Here is a 16,332-nt window from a genome sequence, read left to right on the forward strand (position 1 = left end):
CATCTGCCGCCGGACGCGGCGGCGCTCACGCGCGACAAGCATCGCAGCCGGCAGCGGCTGGCCGAGGCCGGGCTGGCGGTGCCGCGCTTCGCGCGGATCGCGTCACCGGCCGAGCTGGAGGCCGCCGCCGAGCGGGTCGGGTTCCCGGCCGTGCTCAAGCCCGTCGACGGCTGCGGCAGCCAGCTGGTGACGCGCGTCGATTCGCTGCCGGCGCTGCGCGAGGCCGTCGAGCGCGCCACCCGCGAGGGCGTGGTCGACATGGGTCGCGAGCTCGGCCAGGCGCTGCTGCTCGAGCAATATCTCTACGGCCCCGAATACAGCCTGGAGGGTTACGTCGGCCGGCACGGCCCGCGCGTGCTCGCGGTGACCGAGAAGCTGCTCGGGCCCGAGCCGTACTTCGTCGAGATGGGGCACGTGGTCGACGCGCCGCTCGCGCCCGAGACGCGGGCGACGCTGGTCGCCTACGTCGAGGCCGCGGCGGCGCGCATCGGGCTCACGCTCGGCGTGTTCCATGCCGAGGCGCGCATCACGCGCGACGGCCCGGTGCTGATCGAGATCGCCGCGCGGCTCGGCGGCGATCGCATCTATCGGCTGGTCGAGCTCAGCAAGTCGATCTCGCTGCCCGAGGTGATGATCCGCGGCCATCTGGGCGAGGCCGATCCGGCGCCCGCCTACGAGGGCCGGCTCGCCACCCAGGTGAGCGGCGTGCGTTTCCTCGCGCCGGACGCGGCGGGGCGTTTCGCCGGCGTGCACGGCATCGAGCCGGTGCGCGCGCTGCCCGGTTTCGAGGAGATCGAGATCTACCCGCGCCTCGGCGAACTGGTGCCGCGCCTGACCGATTTTCGTGGCCGCGTCGGGCATGTGCTGTTCACCGCGCCGGATCGGGCGACGCTCGATCGGCGCGTGGCCGAGGCGCTGCGCGCGCTCGAATTCGGCCCCGCGCTGACCGATCTCTGAAGGAGACACGCCAATGAGCTTGCATCCGCAACCTTCCCCCGGGCGCAGCCGCATCGTCGTGCTCAATCGCTGGTCCGACGATTTCGCCGCCTATCACCGCTACATCGACCACGACGCGCACGAGGTGGCCTATGTCTGCACGCCCGACGGCTCCGCCGCGCTGGCCGCCTCGCGTATCGCGCATCTCGAGCGGCTGCCCGACTTCCTCGACGAGGCGGCCCTGCACGAGGCCGTGCGAGCCTGCGGCGCGGCGCTGGGCGGCATCGACCGGCTGGTCGCGCTGTCGGAGTTCGACCTGATCGCGGCGGGCCGGCTGCGCGAGGCCTTCGAGATCCCCGGCGATCGGCCGGCGGCGGTGGCCCGCTTTCGCGACAAGGCCGTGATGAAGCAGGTGGTGGCCGCGGCGGGCCTGCGCGTGCCGCGCTTCGTCGCGCTGGACGAGGTCGACGCGCCCGATGCGTCGGCGCTCGCCGCGCTGCGTTTTCCGCTGGTCCTGAAGCCGCGCGCCGGCGCGGCCAGCGCGGGCGTGCGGCGTGTCGATACGCCGGCGCAGCTCGCGGCGCTGTGGCCGACGCTGGCGCGTGCCGACCACGAGTGCGAGGAGTACATCGAGGGGCCGATCTATCACGTCGACGGGCTGGTCGCCGACGGCGAATTCGTGATCGCGCGTGCCTCGCGCTACGTCAACACCTGCCTCGATTTCGCCAACGGCAAGCCGCTCGGCTCGGTGATGCTCGACCCCGGCCCGGCCGACGACGCGCTGCTCGCGTTCGCGCGGGACAGCCTGCGCGCGCTCGGGCTCGACGACGGCGCCTTCCACCTGGAGGTGATCCGCGGCGGCGACGGCCTGACCTTCCTGGAGATCGGCGCGCGCGTCGGCGGCGGGGAGATTCCGTTCCTGTTCCGGGATCTCTATGGCGTCGATCTCTACGACCTGTGGGTCGCCCAGCAATCGGGCGATGCGGCGCGCTTCGCCGCGCGCGCGCAGGCGGCGCGGGCCGCGTCCGCCTCGCCGCTGCGCGGCGGCTTCCTGATGCTGCCCGAGCCGGTCGGCAGCCGCTTCGTCGAGGCCGAGGTGCCGTCGGGCATCGCGGCGCTGTATCGTGCCGTGCTGCCCAAGCGCCATCACGGCTTCGACGGCAAGGGCGGCTACGATACGATCCTCGCGCGCTTCCGCTATCGCGGGGCTTCGGAGGACGAGATCGGCGCGGCGATCGACGCCACGCTGCGCGAGTTCCGCTACACGCTCGCGGATCTCACGGCGCCGAGCCGTCCCGGCTGGCCGCGCGGGCAGGGATTGGCCCAGCCGCAATCGGCATCGGCAGCGGCCTGAACCCGGTACCCGATACCTGGTACCCGGCAACGGGCCCGGCACGCGAGCTTGTTGCCTCGCGTGCCGGGCCCGTCCTGCTTGGCGCAGCATTCCCCTCGAATCACCGGGAATCGCCGCGCTTTTCTCCCGACGACATCACTTGTAGCTGGCGCTCAGCTTGGCGAAGTCCAGGCTGCCGTGACCGGTCGCGTAATCCCAGCCCGCGCCGGCCTTGTAGCCATGCCCGTCATAACCGTTGTTGCCGGAAGTGACGTCGTGCACCAGCGTCGGGCTGGCGGGCAGGTTCTGGTAGAAGCGGGGATTGGGGAAGCCGATGCTGTTGTCGTGCGCCGACTCGACCCGCGCGAAGCCGCCCACGAAGATCGGCGAGGCGAGGCTGGTGCCGCCCACCGGCCCATAACCGGTCTTGCCCTTGTGGACCAGGATCGCGCCGGTCGCGCTGGCCGCATCGAAGGACACATCCGGCAGCGCGCGCTTGGTGACCGACTTGCCCAGCGTGGCGGTTTGCCAGGCAGGCACGGGTTCGTACTGGCTGACGCCGCCGCCGGTCGCCCACAGCCGAACGGCATCGTCGAGCGCGCCGCTGCTGGTGGCGTCGGCAAAGCGCAGGCCTTCGTTCCAGGCCGTTTCGCCGGCCCAGGTGGTGGTGGTGGTGGTGGATAGCGTGGTGCCGCCGACCGCGACCACATACGGCGAGCTGGCGGGGGTCGACACGCTGTACTTGCCCAGGTCGACGGTCGATGTCAGGCGCGGCGAGCCGAACAAGGCATCGAACCAGTAGTTCGAGTCGCTGCCGACCACGCCGGGCTGGCCATAGGGGGAACGCGACCACTGATAGACGCCCGCGTCGCCCGAGGACACCGAGAAGATCTGCCCCTGCGCCACCGCCTGCTTGAAGGTGCTGTCGAGCGCGGCCAGCGCGCCGCTGCCGCCTGCGGCGGTTTCGTCCGCGCCCAGCGAGACGTTGATGATCTTGGCCTCGTTGTCGCTCACCGCCTTGTCGTAGGCGGCGGCGATGTCCGCATCGGAAGCCACGTAGCTGACGCCCGAGCCGTCGTCGATGGTATTGAGCGCGGAGTAGAAGATCAGCTGCTTGACCCCGCCCGAGGTGCCGATGATGCTCTGGCTGTCGAGATTCCACTCGCCCAGCGAATTGTCGTCGATCGGATTGAGGGTGCCCGATCCGCCGGCCACCACCTTGGTGTCGACGGTGGCCAGCCCGGCGTTCCTGGTGAAGATGTTGAGATCGGTGATGGCCTGCGAGACATCGCCCCAGGTGATGATGCCCACTGTGGTCTTGGTCGCCGCCGGCAGGCTGCCGGCGTTGTAGATCTTCGCGAAATCGGTCGGCTGGTGGGCCACCTGCGAGGCCGCGGCGGCCTGCGGCGCGGCCGCGTTGGCCGAGGCCCCCTGGTTGCGCGCCGGGTTCGCCGGCGGCAGGGCGATCTGCGGGCGCGGCGTCACCACGTTCTGTAGGCCGAGCACGCTGTCCACGGTCGCGCCCAACTGCGCCGGAACCAGCGCGGGCGTGTCGTTCGCATACACCGGCTTGCCCAGGTAGCTGAAGCGCTTGAGGCTGGCATGGAAGGCGTTCTGCACGTCGCTCGCGTTGCCGCTGGCCGTGACCAGCTTGTTGTTCGCCGACACCTCGACATGACTGAAACCGCTCGCCTTCAGATGCGCGACCACCGCCTGCACCTGTTCGTCGGTGGGCGCGAAGCGGGCCTTGAACTGGGCCGGCGTGAGGTATTTCTGGTAGTTGGCGCTGCCCGGCTGCTCGATCTCCTTGAGCAGCGCGTCGAGCTCGGCCTCGTTGCGATTCTTCAGTGCCACCGCGATATGCAGCGGCTGGCTCAGCTCCAGCGGCGTGACCTGCGTGTTGGGCAGGGCCGGCTTGCCGGCGCTGTTGAGCGCGTAGCGGGTGGCGGCGGTACGCGCTTGCGTGGTGCTGGCGATGCTGGCCGTCGCGGTGCCGGCGCTCGCGCCGGCCGGCAGCAGGAAGGCCTGGGTGCGGGTGGCGACCCAGTTGCCGGGATCGGCCGCGTGCGCGGCAGGCTGCGCGAGCACGGCGGCCGTGATGGGGAGCAGCGAAAAAGCAAAACGCTTCAGGGCACGGCGCTGGACGGACTGATGGTTTGACATGTTCGACTCCGAACGGAAAGGCAGGAGATGAAATCGGCGATACCCGTCGAGGCTCGACGGGCGGCGCTCGCTTGCTGCGAGCACGGCGAAGCGGACGCGAATCACGGCGACATGTTTCCCTCCCGGCAAAACAAGACCGGTCGGGCGATCGGTGATCCACCGATGCGACCTTGCGGCCCCCTCGTATGCCGCCGCGCCGGGGGTGATCGGAGCGGCGACGCCAATGCGGCTGCGCTACCCGGATCGGGCAGGCCGCCTGTCATGCATGCGCTGATGCTGATATTCCGGAGTGCGAATCTCATCCCCGATGCGGGCGCATCGGGTGAAATACCTGGAAAGCGTTGGTGAGAATTTGAAAGATTGCTGAAGTGATGGGGAAGATAGTGGGGAAAATCGAATGGGTCAAATATCCGGGGGACATTTTTTAGTGTTTTTTATCGGATGCTTATATGCCCGGCGGCGAGCATTCTTGTTGCCGCGGCCTCGCTAAACACCGAAGAAAATCGGCCGTCTGGCGAGATTCCGCGAAACCGGGCAGGGATCTTTCAAGGAATTCCGATTCCGGAAAAGAAATGTATTTCGTTTGATGATCGGCCGTTGATGGTCGATTTTGATTATTTGTTCGTGGTGAAAATGGCTGGAGAAATCCGGTTTTGTTTTACGAGGGATGAAAGGTTTTTGTCAATTGCGCAAGTGCGATGCGATTGACGCGATTGTTCACGATCGATGCGTGTCGTCGCGAACCGGTGCCGCGCGCGGCAGGTAATGCCCCGGCGTTTTCCCCAGCACCTTCTTGAACATGGTGATGAAGGCGTTCACCGATTCGTAGCCGAGCTCCGCCGCCACGCGCTGCACCGACAGCCCCGTCGAAAGCCTCTGGATCGCCACCACGATGTGCAGCTGGCGCCGCCAGCGGCCGAAGCTCAAGCCGGTCTCGGCCATCACGAGCCGCGCCAGGCTGCGCTCGCTGAGCGCCACTTGCGCCGCCCATTGCGCGACCGTGGCGCGATTCGACGGGTCCTTGAGCAAGGCGGCCGCGATCCGGCGCAGTTGCCGTTTCGGCGACATCGGCAGGTGCAGCTGCTCCAGCGGCATGCCGCCCAGTTGTTCGAGCAGGACGGCGGCCAGGCGGCCGGTCGCGCTGTCTTCCTCGTAGTCGTGGGGGCGCTCGGCGAGATGGGCGATCAGTTCGCGGATCAGCGGCGGGATCGCGAAGGTGCAGCAGTGTTGCGGCATGCGCGCCGCGCCCGGCTCGACGAATAGCACGGTGATTTCGCCATTGGCTGCCACCCGGTTGCTGTGCGCGACGCCGCCGGGAATCCAGACGCCGCAATGATGCGGCACCACCCACACGCCGCTTTCGACCAGGCAGGTGACGAAGCCGCGCCGCGCGATCACCAGCTGGCCTCGCCGGTGCCGGTGAACCGGCAACTCGACCGCGTTGTCGCGCGCATCCAGGTGCAGGGCCACGGCGCGGGCCGAATGGTGATCCGGGTCGAAGGCGGCCGGGGCGTGGGCGGGGTTCGGGTCGCGCAAGGCTCACCCTTGCGCCGGCGCATCCGCATTGCCGGTGCCCTCGGCCAGCGCCTGGGCATCGCGCGCCAGCATCGCCGGCAGGCGATCGGCCAGGAACGCGATCCAGGCGCCGAGCTGCGGGCTGAGCTGGGCGCGCGCCGGGTGGGCCAGCTCGACGAGCATCGACGGCATCGTGTAGGCGGGAAGCAGGCGCCGCAGCGTGCCCTTGCGCAGGCCGCCCAGGGCGATCGGCGCGGGCAGGATGCCGACGCCCATGCCCTGCTCGACGGCCACCGCCATCGAGGCGGCCACGTTGACCACGAAGGGATGCTGTTCGAAGCGCACCTGCTCGATGCCGGCAGGTCCGCTGAATTGCCAGTCGCTGAAGGGCATGCCGGGCGAGCGCAGGTGCAGGCAGGTATGCGCCTGCAGATCGGCGGGCGTTCGCGGCACGCCGTGGGCGGCCAGGTAGTCCGGCGAGGCGCAGACGATGCAGGAGATCTCGCCGAGCCGCCGCGAGACGATGCCGTCGCCGGCCGGCATGTCGGAGATGGTGAGGGTGCCGTCGTACATCTCGTTGAGGATGTCGACCGAGCGCTGGGAGAGCGTGAGGTCGATGCTGATCTGCGGATAGGCGCGCATGAATTCGGCGACCAGCGGCATCACGTAGTGCGTGCCGAAGCTGGTCATCGAATGGATGCGCAACTGGCCGCGCGGCACCTGGGGCGGCTGGTCGGTGAGCAGTTCCGCCTCGGCGAATTCGAGGTCGGCGAGAATCTTGCGGCAGTGCCGCAGATAGCGTTCGCCCGCCTCGGTCAGCGCGACGCGGCGGGTGTTCCGGTTCAGCAGCCGGGTGCTCAGGTGCGCCTCCAGGTCCGACACGGCGCGCGAGACCTGGGCCGTCGAACGCTGCAACGCAGCAGCGGCGCCGGAGAAACTGCCCGATTCGGCGACTCGCACAAAGACGCTCATGTTTTGAGTCGTGTTCATCCCTTGCCCACGGCGAATTCATCGAATTTCAGTATCCCATGCGTGTGCCCGGCCGGCGCGAAGCCTGACCGTTTTTAGGGATAAATTGCCTGGATCGTGATATCGAGGCGATCGCCGGCGGCCAGTCGTGCCAAACTGCGGCATCCACCCCATCAGGAATCGTCAGGAGGATGCATTTGACCCCGAACACCCCCGCCCACGCCACCGACGCGCTCGCGCGGCAATTCGAGTTTCTCGCCGAGCTGGACAAGCTCAAGTCCGTGATGCGCCAGTCGCCGCTGATCGATCGCAGCCGCAAGGAAAACTCCGCCGAGCATGGCTGGCACCTGTCGATGTTCGCGCTGACGCTGGCCGAGCATGCCGGCGAGGTCGATGTCCTGCACGTGGTCCGGCTGCTGCTGGTGCACGACATCGTCGAGATCGACGCCGGCGATCACCCGATCCACGCCTCCAGCGCCGAGGCTGCGCAGATCGAGGAAGCCGAGCGCCGCGCTGCCCGGCGCATCTTCGGCCTGCTGCCGAGCCCGCAGGCCGAGGCGATGCTGGGCCTGTGGGAGGAGTTCGAGGCGGCGCAAACGCCCGAGGCGGTGTTCGCCAAGTCGCTCGACCGGCTGCAGCCGCTGCTGCTCAATACCCTGACCGACGGCGGCACCTGGACCGAGAACGGCGTGAGCGAGCAGCAGGTGCTGGAGCGCTACGGCCCGGTGATCGAGCGCGGCTCGCCCGTGCTGTGGGAAGCGGCGCGCCAGCGCGTGCGCGCGCATTTCGCCTCGCGCGAGGCGCGCGCCGGCCAGCCGGGCTGATCCTCGCTCCTTCCCTCCAGACCGCCGCGCGCGGCCGCGATTGCCCGAATTGCGGCCCGGCAGGCGCGCAACTCGCGCGATCGGGCGGGGCGGGCTTGCGCTAGCGTAGCGTCTTCGTCCCACGAGACTGTCGCCACCTCGCCATGACCGCCACGCCGCCCGACCCGCATCCGGCCCAAGCGCATTTCGATCTCGCCCTCTCGCTGGTCGCGCAAGGCCGCCATGCCGAGGCCGAGCACGCCTATCGCCAGGTGCTGGCGATCCTGCCCGGCGCCGCGGTGGCGCACAGCAATCTCGGCAACGTGCTCGAGGTGCTGGAGCGTTTCGCCGAGGCCGAGGCGCACGTGCGTCTCGCCTCGGTGCTCGACCCGAACCTGCCCGAAGCCCATTGCAATCTCGCCAGCCTGACGCGCCACGCGGGGCGCCTCGAGGAGGCCGAGCTCGCCTATCGCCGCGCGCTGGCGCTGCGCCCCGACTATCCCGATGCGCTGTTCGGCCTGGCCACGCTGCTGCTGAGTCTCGGGCGCTTCGAGGAGGGCTGGCCGCTCTATGAATCGCGCTACGCGCACCCGCGCTTCGTGCACCAACGCACCCGCGCCATGCTGCCTTGCCCGCAATGGCAGGGCGAGCCGCTGGCCGGGCGTTCGCTGCTGGTGTGGCAGGAGGATGGCCTGGGCGACATGATCCAGTTCGCGCGCTACCTGCCGATGCTCGAGGCCGCCGGCGCGAGCCGCGTGAGCGTCGCCTGCATGAGGGCCCTGCATCGCCTGCTGGCGGGCGTGGCCGGGGTCGACGCGGTGCTCGATCACGACAGCGCCCAGGCGCGCGCGGCAAGCTTCGATTGCTGGACCAGCCTGCTCAGCGCGCCCGCGCATTTCGGCACCTCGGCCATCACGATCCCCGCGCCGGTCGCCTTGCCGATCGAGCCGGCCGGGCTGGCACGCTGGCGCGCCCGCCTCGATGCGCTCGATACCTTGGCGCCCGGAGCCGGGCGCAAGGTCGGGCTGGCATGGAAGGGCAATCCGCAACATCACAACGACGCGCATCGCTCGCTGCCGTCGCTGGCCGCGCTGGCGCCGCTCTGGTCGGTGCCGGGGATCGGCTTCGTCAGCCTGCAGAAGGGCGCGGGCGAGGACGAGATCGCGCCCGCGGCGGCCAGCCAGCCGCTGCTGGCGCTCGGCGCCGAGGCGGAGGACCTGGCCGACAGCGCGGCCATCCTCGCCCAGCTCGACCTGCTGATCTGCGTGGATACCTCGGTCGCCCATCTCGCCGCGACGCTGGGCGTGCCTTGCTGGGTCTTGCTGCCGGGGCGCGACGTCGACTGGCGCTGGATGCACGGGCGCGAGGACACGCCCTGGTACCCGGCGCGCCTGCGCCTGTTCCGGCAAGGGGATGGGGAGGGATGGGAGCGGGTGGTGGAGCGCGTGAGACAGGCGCTAGGGGAGTGGGCTTCGAGACAGCCTTCGAGCTGATCGGCTCGGGCCATGCCTGGCGCGAATCCCGCATGCGCATGCCTGACACGGTGCAACGCGGTGGGGCATGCGCCTACCTCAGCCCGCGCCCCACCTGCCCGACTTGGCCCGCAGCGTCTCCACCGCGAGATCCACGAAGGCGCGCACCTTCTGGTTCACATGCCGGCCTTCGCGATGGATCACGTGCACCGGCAGCGGCTCGATCTCGTAATCGGCCAGCACGATCCGCAGGCGGCCCGCCGCGACTTCCTCGGTGATCTGGTAGGAGATGCCGCGCATGATGCCCAGGCCCGCCACCGCCGCGTCGATCGCCGAGTCGTTGGTGGTGGTGGACAGGCGCGGCTGGATCGACACCAGGGTCTGGCGCTCGCCCTCGCGAAAGCGCCACTCGGCCGTGGGCGCCGCGCTCACGCTCTGGATCGTGACGTGCGAGGCCAGCTCGTCGGGATGCCGGGGCGTGCCATGCGCCTTCAGATAGGCGGGCGAGGCGCACAACACGCGCCGCACCTTGCCGACCGGGATCGCCTGCAGCGAGGAATCGGGCAGCTCGCCGATGCGGATCCCGACGTCCACGCCTTCGTCGACCAGGTTGACGATGCGGTCGAGAAACCAGCATTGCACGTTGACGGCCGGATAACGCCGCAGGTACTCGTGCGTGATCGGCAGCAGATGGATCTTGCCGAACATCACCGGCGCGGTGACGGTCAACTGGCCGCGCGGCGTGGTGTTCTCGCTGGCGGCGCCCAGCTCCGCCGCGGCGATGTCGGCGAGGATGCGCCGGCTGTCCTCGAAGAAGCGCGCGCCGGCGTCGGTCACGCGCACCACGCGCGTGGTGCGCGTGAGCAGCCGCACGCCGAGATGCTCCTCGAGTTCGGTCACCACGCGGCTGATCACCGAGGGCGAGACGCGCAGCTTGCGCGCGGCCGAGGCGAAACCCTCGGTCTCGACGACGGTGACGAAGACGGTCATTGCCTGATGCTTGTCCATGGGCGGGTGTGAAGAGGGTAGGGCGGGTGAGCGGGCGCGATGGCCGTAAAGATAGCAGCATCGGGCGCCGTCGCCGGGACGATCCGAACCGGCGGCGCACGTCTCAAAGATCGAGCAGCAGACGCGAGCCGCCGCCCGATGCCGGGCTGGCCGGCACCGCGCAGCAGATCAGCGCCTCGCCCTCGGCCACCTCGAACTCCGGCGCGCTCGGATAGGCCACCGCGCCCTCGACCACACGTGCGCGGCAGGACCCGCAACTGCCGCTGCGGCAACCGTATTCGGGCGAGAGCCCGCGCGCCTCGGCCAGCTCCAGCAGCGAGCCGCCGTCCGGCTGCCAGCGCGCTTCCTTGCCCGACTTCACGAAGGCCACGGGCGTCGGCTCGGTGGCGGGCTCGCGCGCCGGGGCGGCCGCGGCGGCGGCATCGCGTCGTCGCTGCAGCCCCGAGGGGCCGAAGGCCTCGGCATGGATCCGCGCGTCGGCCACGTTGAGGTCGCGCAGCGCGTCGTACATCGACTGCATGAAGCCGCCGGGGCCGCACAGATAGAAGTCGTAGTCGTCGAAGGGCAGGGTACGCCGCAGCAACGCGATATCGAGGCGGCCGCCGAAGTCGTAGTCCTCGCGCGCTTGCGCGCCTACCGTATCGCTGAGCGCGCGCACCACCGTCACCGCGCCTTTCGAGGCGGCGGCCAGTTGCGCGATCTCCGCGGAGAAGGCCCGCTCGCCGAGCGAGCGCGCCGAATGGAAGAACCAGGTCGGCCGCACGCGGCGCTTGCGCAGCCCCTCGTACACGATGTGCCGCAGCATCGCCAGCATCGGCGTGACGCCCACGCCCGCGGCCAGCAGCACGGCCGGCCGCGTCTGCGCCGCGTCGATCGTGAAGGCGCCGGCCGGCGCGCGCGTCTCGAGCGTGCTGCCCGGGCGCAGCGTGTCGTGCAGGTAGGCGGACACCAGCCCGTCGCGCTTGACGCTGATCCGGTAGACGCCGTCGGAAGGCGCGGTGGACAGCGTGTAGGTGCGAATCAGCGCGCGTTCATGGCCCGGCGGCGTGACGCGGATCGGCAGGTGCTGGCCGGCCGCGTGCGGCAGCAGGCCGGCGCCGTCGGCCGGCTGCAGGTGGAAGGAGCGGATCGCCGGCGTCTCGTCGACGATGCGCGTGACCTCGAAGGGTCGCCAGGCATTGGCCAGCGCGGCGGCCTTCAGGCGGCTGGCGGCCTCGTCCCAGCTACCCGTCATCAGCGAGTTCGGCGACCAGCCGTCGGCGCGAAAGCGCCAGCGCAGCGGCATCGCCTGCCGGCGATGGACCACGCGGCGCGGCTTGAAATGCCACAGCCGCTCGGCGCCCTGGAAGGCGGCGATCTCCTCCGATTCGAGCTCGACGCTGGCCTCGCCCGTCATCTGCAGCATGTCGCCCGTTTCGAAATCGACGAACACCAGGCCGGCGCGCGGATTGACGAGGAAGTTGCCGAGCGTGGCGAAGAACAGGTTGCCGGCGAAGTCGGGCACGGTCAGCCGGCCGTCCTCGTCGATCCTGACGAAGCCGGCATTGCCGCCGCGATGCGAGACGTCGACCTGGCGCGCCTCGCCCTCGCCCACATAGGAGGCGACGAAGAAGGTATCGGCCGCCGCGATGATGGCGCGGGCACGCGCGTCGAGATGGTCGAACTCGAGCGGGGCGATGTCGGTGTATTGCGAGGGCTCGCGCACGAAACCGAAATCGCGCAACTGGATGTACTGCGGGCAGTTGCCGAAGCTCTGCCGCACCTGCACGTCGAAGCCGCCGGCCGTGTGCGCGCGCAGCGTGCCGTTCATGCGGTTGCGGCGGCGCGTATGCAGCTCGATGCCGAGCAGGCCGATCGCCGCGCCTTCGTACAGGCCCGGCGCTGCCGGATCGGCGGGATCGACGCCGGCCTCGACATGCAGCCGCCCAGGCTCGGGCGACTGCATGAAGCCGGGATGGCCGCTCAGGAAGCTCGCCCAGGCATCGCCGCGTTCATCGACGGCGCCGAACGCGATGAAGGGCAACTGCGCGTAGAACTCGCGATGCTGGTCCGGCATGTAGTCGCGCACCACCCGCTGGCCCACTTCGTGCATCTTGCCGGCCACGCCGGTCTTGCGCTGGATTGCCAGCTCGCCCTCGTGCCAGGGCGATGCGGTTTCGGTGTGCGTGAGCTTCATGCCAGGACTCCCCGGGGTGGCGCGTGGTTCAGGCGGCGAGGCCGACCGGCGTCTTGCGGAACTCGACGAAGCCGGGCAGCGCCTCGATGCGGCTCAACCAGGCATTGATGTGCGGGTAGAACGACAGGTCGACGTTGCCCTCGGGGGCCCGCGAGATGTAGCCGTACAGCGCGACATCGGCGATCGTCGCGGTCTCGCCGACGATGAAGGCGTGGCCGGCCAGTTCCTCGTCGATCAGCTTGAGGATCCGGTGGGCGCGCGCGATCACCTCGTCGGCATGGTAGCTCGCGCCGAACACCGTGATCAGGCGCGCCGCGGCCGGGCCGTAGGCGATTTCGCCGGCGGCCACCGACAACCAGCGCTGCACCGCCGCTTCCTCGACCGGCGCCTCGGGCAGCCAGCCCGGCTTGCCGGCGCGGCGCGCGAGATAGACCAGGATCGCGTTCGAATCGGCGATCACCGTCTCGCCGTCGACCAGCACCGGCACCTGGCCGAAGCGGTTCAGCTTCAGGAACTCGGGCGACTTGTGGGCGGCGGCGGCCAGGTCGACCTCGATCGCGTCGTACTCGATGCCGAGCAGCGACAGCAGCAGGCGCACGCGGTGCGAATGGCCGGACAGCGGGTGGTGATAGAGCTTCATGCTGGAATCCTCTGGGTCTGGGCGACCGGACCATCCGATCGCATGAAGCCAGTCTAGGGACGCGGCGCCGGGCGGGGAATCGGCCGCGGCGCGAATGGATTCTTCTCGAAACGCGAACAGTGGCGCGCAATGCCGAGGGTGCGGAATCGTCGGATGAATAGCCGCGAGAAGCGGTGGAAGCGCGCCGCGGGCAGCCTTGCGCAACGCGTCATCGAGGTGTCACGCAGTGGACATGCCGACGACATGTCGACGACATCTCGACGATGTGCGAGCCGGAATTCGGCAAGTCTTTCCAGTGCGCGACGCGGCTTCCAGGTAGGGATTTCCGTTGCCCGGCGCGATACGTTCGAACCCTGAAAACAAGGCTATTTTGATGCGCTTCAATAGTGATCCTGAGCTTTCTTGTCGGCGGAATTTCCCCTAAAGTATCGACGCCTCGGCGCGGCCCCGGCTGCCTTGGCGGAACCCGAGACGGAAAGGAACCACGATGAGTTTTGCTCCGAACGGCGGCGGCCTGCTCAGTGCGATCGGCGGCAGCCCCTTACCCAGTCCGCTCGGCGGACTCGCCGGTTCGCTGGCCTCCGGCGTTGCCGGCCAGCTCGGCCCGCTGGCCGGGGTGGCCAGCCATCTCGACACCGTGCAGCGCGCCATGCAGCTCGCGCAGACCGGCTTCTCGCTGCTGAACCGGCCGCCCTCGGCGATCGCCGAGTCGATCAACGGCCAGGTGGCAGGCAGCAGCGCCACGCTGACCCAGGCCAACCGCTACGTCACGCTCGACACGCCGCTGGGCCAGGACGTGCTGCTGGTGAGCGTGGCGATCGTCGACGAGCAGGTGAACCGGCTGCCGGAGATCCATCTCGACCTGCTCTCGCATCGCAACGACCTCAAGCCGGCCGACCTGATCGGCCAGCAGGTCAAGCTGCGCCTCGACCAGCAGCCCACCCAGGTATCGCTCGAGCGCGTGACGGCCTCCAGCGGCGATAACTATCGCTACTTCGACGGCTACGTGTCCTCGTTCGACCGCGTCGGCAACCCGGGCAGCGTCACGCAATACCAGATGTCGGTGGTGCCGTGGTTCTGGTTCCTGACGCGCTCGACCGATTGCCGGATCTTCCAGAACCAGAGCGCGCGCGACATCCTCTCGACCATCTTCGGCGAGCACGGCTTCTCCGATTTCGCCTTCGACATCCGCAATGCGCAGAAGCCGCTCGACTACGTGGTGATGTACCAGGAGTCCTATTTCAACTTCTGCGCGCGGCTGATGGAGCAGGAGGGGCTGATCTGGACGCATCGCTACCAGAAGGACAAGCACATCCTCGCGATCGGCGACACCAACGGCGTGTTCCGCCCGATCGACGGGCTGGCGAGCGTGCCCTACGCGGACAGCGCCTCCAGCGAATACAACGGCATCGACCAGCTGCACGAGGGCGGGCGCTTCGGGGTGGGCAAGGTGACCTACCGCGACTTCAACCACCAGACGCCGTCCTCGCCGCTGATGATGGTTCAGGCCGAATCGCTGACGCTCACGCATGCGCGGCTCGATACCACCGAGCGCTTCGAGCACCAGTCGCTCTACGACCACAGCGACGACGGCAACCGCTATGCGCGCTACGCGATCGAGGCCGAGGAGGCGCAGGCGCATCGCTACACGGGGCAGGGTTACGCCTGGCGCATGACGGCGGCCGGCAGCGTGAGCGTGACCGGGCATCCCGTTGCGGCCGACAACCAGGAGTACGTGGTGCTGCAGGTGCGCCACGAGGCGGTCAACGACTACACCCAGCACGCGGCCAAGCTGCCTTATCGCAACAGCTTCGCGCTGCTGCCGCAGAAGGTCGCCTATCGCGCGCAGCGGATGACCACCAAGCCGCTGATCCAGGGCACCCAGTCGGCCATCGTGGTGGGTCCCAAGGGCGAGGAGATTCACACCAACGGCAGTTGCGTGAAGCTGCATTTCCTGTGGGACCGGCGCGGCAAGTGCGACGGCTCCGACTCGATGTGGATCCGCGTCTCGCAGCCCTGGGCCGGTGCCGGCTGGGGCGCCGCCGCGATCCCGCGGATCGGCCAGGAGGTGATCGTCGCCTTCAACCAGGGCGACCCCGACAACCCGGTGATCGTCGGGCGCATGTTCAACGGCGAGCAGGGCAACCCGTACCACGGCGCGGCCGGCCAGACCATGGGCATCAAGAGCCAGACGCACAAGGGCGCCGGCTCCAACGAACTGCTGATGAGCGACGTGGCCGGCGCGCAGATGCTCTACCTGCACGCGCAGAAGGACATGAACACGGTGGTGGAGGACGCGCAGACCACCTCGGTGCTCAAGGGCGATCGCACCATCCACGTCGCCAAGGGCAACGACGCGACCACCGTCCATGTCGGCGACCAGAAGACCGTGGTGGCGCAGGGCAAGACCGATTACCAGGCGCCCAACGGCACGCACACCATCGAGGCCAAGGAACTGTGGATCAAGATCGGCGGCGATGCCGGCACGAAGATCCACATGACCGGCGACGTGATCGAGATCTACAAGGGCAAGTCGGTGATCCACGTCGACGCCGACAACATCAAGGTGCAGGCCGCGCGCACCGACATCAATCCCGACAACAGCTGAGCGAGCCGGCGAGCATCGCTCACCCACCAGGAAGCCGAGCATGTACCAGATGCACGAGGGCAGCTTCGCGATGCCCGAGGCGTGGCAGGACAAGACCATGAACGTATTCGTGTCGGCCGCCACCGGCACCGAGGGCGTGAGTTTCGTGATCACTCGCGAGCCCCTGCCGTGGGGCATGAAGTTCGCCGAATACACCGCGGGCGAGATCCGCAAGCTGGCGCGGCAGGTCAGCGACTACGCGGCGGTCTCCAGCGAGGAAACCAGCGTGTCGGGCCGCGAGGCCTTCGCGCACGAATACACCTGGACCAACAACCGCGCGCCGATCCAGCAGCGCCTGACGATGGTCGAATACGGCCGCGTGGTGCTGATGCTGACCTTCACGGCGCCGGGCGCGATCAGCGACACGCAGCGCGAGCAACTGCAGGCGCTGATCGCCAGCCTGCAGTTGCGCGAGCCGGCCTGAGCGGGGCAGCGGCCATGTCCGATTCCACCACGCCCACCTACCAGGAGCCGAGCGGCAGCGCCGAGCAGCGCGTCGCCAAGCTGCAGACGCTTGAGGATGGCGACAAGACCAAGCAGCAGCAGATGGGCTGGGTGGACGGCGCCAACTACGGGATGGCGGGTGCCGACATCGGCTATGCCGCCTACGCGGGCGGCTCGGCCGCGCTGGCGGGCGGCGCCGGCGGCGCGGCCGCGCTCGGTGCCGGCG

13 protein-coding genes are annotated in these 16,332 nt (G+C 69.2%); 7 read left to right on the forward strand and 6 right to left on the reverse strand.

From position 1 onward, the window contains the following. Both F3J18_RS29240 and F3J18_RS29245 read left to right on the forward strand, forming a co-directional pair. The coding region (locus F3J18_RS29240) for an ATP-grasp domain-containing protein (protein WP_166915625.1) at positions 1 to 957 on the forward strand (957 nt) is incomplete at its 5' end. 13 nt (positions 958 to 970) lie between these two features. Continuing rightward, positions 971 to 2,290, forward strand: coding sequence for an ATP-grasp domain-containing protein (locus F3J18_RS29245; protein ID WP_166915627.1), 1,320 nt, complete (start codon positions 971 to 973; stop codon positions 2,288 to 2,290). Positions 2,291 to 2,425: 135 nt separating this feature from the next. Here F3J18_RS29245 and F3J18_RS29250 read toward each other — a convergent pair whose 3' ends face one another. The 3 genes from F3J18_RS29250 to F3J18_RS29260 all read right to left on the reverse strand — a co-directional run bounded on the left by F3J18_RS29250 (position 2,426) and on the right by F3J18_RS29260 (position 6,937). Beyond that, the gene (locus F3J18_RS29250) at positions 2,426 to 4,432 is read right to left on the reverse strand and encodes a S53 family peptidase (RefSeq protein WP_166915629.1); all 2,007 of its coding nucleotides are present in this window, start codon (positions 4,430 to 4,432) and stop codon (positions 2,426 to 2,428) included. Between the two features lie 717 nt (positions 4,433 to 5,149). Further along, complete coding sequence (locus F3J18_RS29255; RefSeq protein WP_166915631.1) at positions 5,150 to 5,968, reverse strand: helix-turn-helix transcriptional regulator; 819 nt, start codon at positions 5,966 to 5,968, stop codon at positions 5,150 to 5,152. A gap of 3 nt (positions 5,969 to 5,971) precedes the next feature. After that, positions 5,972 to 6,937 carry a LysR family transcriptional regulator gene (locus tag F3J18_RS29260; protein WP_025099660.1) on the reverse strand — a complete coding sequence of 322 codons (966 nt, stop codon included), beginning with the start codon at positions 6,935 to 6,937 and terminating at the stop codon, positions 5,972 to 5,974. A gap of 170 nt (positions 6,938 to 7,107) precedes the next feature. On the opposite strand from F3J18_RS29260, the gene F3J18_RS29265 reads away from it, so the two are divergent. Together F3J18_RS29265 and F3J18_RS29270 are read left to right on the forward strand one after the other, a co-directional pair. Continuing rightward, positions 7,108 to 7,740: an HD domain-containing protein gene (locus F3J18_RS29265; protein ID WP_166915633.1), complete on the forward strand. Its 633-nt coding sequence runs from the start codon at positions 7,108 to 7,110 to the stop codon at positions 7,738 to 7,740. A 143-nt stretch (positions 7,741 to 7,883) separates the two neighbouring features. Next, entirely contained in the window at positions 7,884 to 9,212 is a 1,329-nt protein-coding gene (locus F3J18_RS29270) for a tetratricopeptide repeat-containing glycosyltransferase family protein (RefSeq protein ID WP_166915635.1), read from the forward strand. 78 nt (positions 9,213 to 9,290) lie between these two features. On the opposite strand, the gene F3J18_RS29275 is transcribed toward F3J18_RS29270, so the two are convergent. The 3 genes from F3J18_RS29275 to F3J18_RS29285 form a co-directional block, all read right to left on the reverse strand. Then, positions 9,291 to 10,199 carry a LysR family transcriptional regulator gene (locus tag F3J18_RS29275; protein WP_166915637.1) on the reverse strand — a complete coding sequence of 303 codons (909 nt, stop codon included), beginning with the start codon at positions 10,197 to 10,199 and terminating at the stop codon, positions 9,291 to 9,293. Positions 10,200 to 10,302: 103 nt separating this feature from the next. Then, positions 10,303 to 12,375 (reverse strand): pyridoxamine 5'-phosphate oxidase family protein, encoded by a 2,073-nt coding sequence (locus F3J18_RS29280; protein ID WP_166915639.1) that lies wholly within the window; start codon positions 12,373 to 12,375, stop codon positions 10,303 to 10,305. Between the two features lie 28 nt (positions 12,376 to 12,403). After that, entirely contained in the window at positions 12,404 to 13,015 is a 612-nt protein-coding gene (locus F3J18_RS29285; RefSeq protein WP_025099665.1) for a glutathione S-transferase, read from the reverse strand. A gap of 487 nt (positions 13,016 to 13,502) precedes the next feature. On the opposite strand from F3J18_RS29285, the gene tssI reads away from it, so the two are divergent. From tssI to F3J18_RS29300, 3 genes are all read left to right on the forward strand, one after another. Further along, complete coding sequence (gene tssI / locus F3J18_RS29290) at positions 13,503 to 15,623, forward strand: type VI secretion system tip protein TssI/VgrG (protein ID WP_166915641.1); 2,121 nt, start codon at positions 13,503 to 13,505, stop codon at positions 15,621 to 15,623. Positions 15,624 to 15,663: 40 nt separating this feature from the next. Beyond that, positions 15,664 to 16,086 carry a DcrB-related protein gene (locus F3J18_RS29295; RefSeq protein ID WP_013697245.1) on the forward strand — a complete coding sequence of 141 codons (423 nt, stop codon included), beginning with the start codon at positions 15,664 to 15,666 and terminating at the stop codon, positions 16,084 to 16,086. Positions 16,087 to 16,100: 14 nt separating this feature from the next. After that, a partial coding sequence (locus tag F3J18_RS29300; protein WP_166915642.1) for a hypothetical protein occupies positions 16,101 to 16,332 on the forward strand: 232 nt, incomplete at its 3' end.

It is taken from the genome of Burkholderia sp. Ax-1720 (assembly GCF_011753035.1).
In the GTDB taxonomy this organism is placed as follows: domain Bacteria; phylum Pseudomonadota; class Gammaproteobacteria; order Burkholderiales; family Burkholderiaceae; genus Burkholderia; species Burkholderia gladioli.

Excerpts from the sequence above, each read along its gene's own strand:
- F3J18_RS29245 (WP_166915627.1), top strand. The coding sequence starts at position 971 with ATGAGCTTGCATCCGCAACCTTCCCCCGGGCGCAGCCGCATCGTCGTG.
- F3J18_RS29250 (WP_166915629.1), bottom strand. The coding sequence starts at position 4,432 with ATGTCAAACCATCAGTCCGTCCAGCGCCGTGCCCTGAAGCGTTTTGCT.
- F3J18_RS29260 (WP_025099660.1), bottom strand. The coding sequence starts at position 6,937 with ATGAACACGACTCAAAACATGAGCGTCTTTGTGCGAGTCGCCGAATCG.
- F3J18_RS29265 (WP_166915633.1), top strand. The coding sequence starts at position 7,108 with ATGCATTTGACCCCGAACACCCCCGCCCACGCCACCGACGCGCTCGCG.
- F3J18_RS29270 (WP_166915635.1), top strand. The coding sequence starts at position 7,884 with ATGACCGCCACGCCGCCCGACCCGCATCCGGCCCAAGCGCATTTCGAT.
- F3J18_RS29275 (WP_166915637.1), bottom strand. The coding sequence starts at position 10,199 with ATGGACAAGCATCAGGCAATGACCGTCTTCGTCACCGTCGTCGAGACC.
- F3J18_RS29280 (WP_166915639.1), bottom strand. The coding sequence starts at position 12,375 with ATGAAGCTCACGCACACCGAAACCGCATCGCCCTGGCACGAGGGCGAG.
- F3J18_RS29285 (WP_025099665.1), bottom strand. The coding sequence starts at position 13,015 with ATGAAGCTCTATCACCACCCGCTGTCCGGCCATTCGCACCGCGTGCGC.
- tssI (WP_166915641.1), top strand. The coding sequence starts at position 13,503 with ATGAGTTTTGCTCCGAACGGCGGCGGCCTGCTCAGTGCGATCGGCGGC.
- F3J18_RS29295 (WP_013697245.1), top strand. The coding sequence starts at position 15,664 with ATGTACCAGATGCACGAGGGCAGCTTCGCGATGCCCGAGGCGTGGCAG.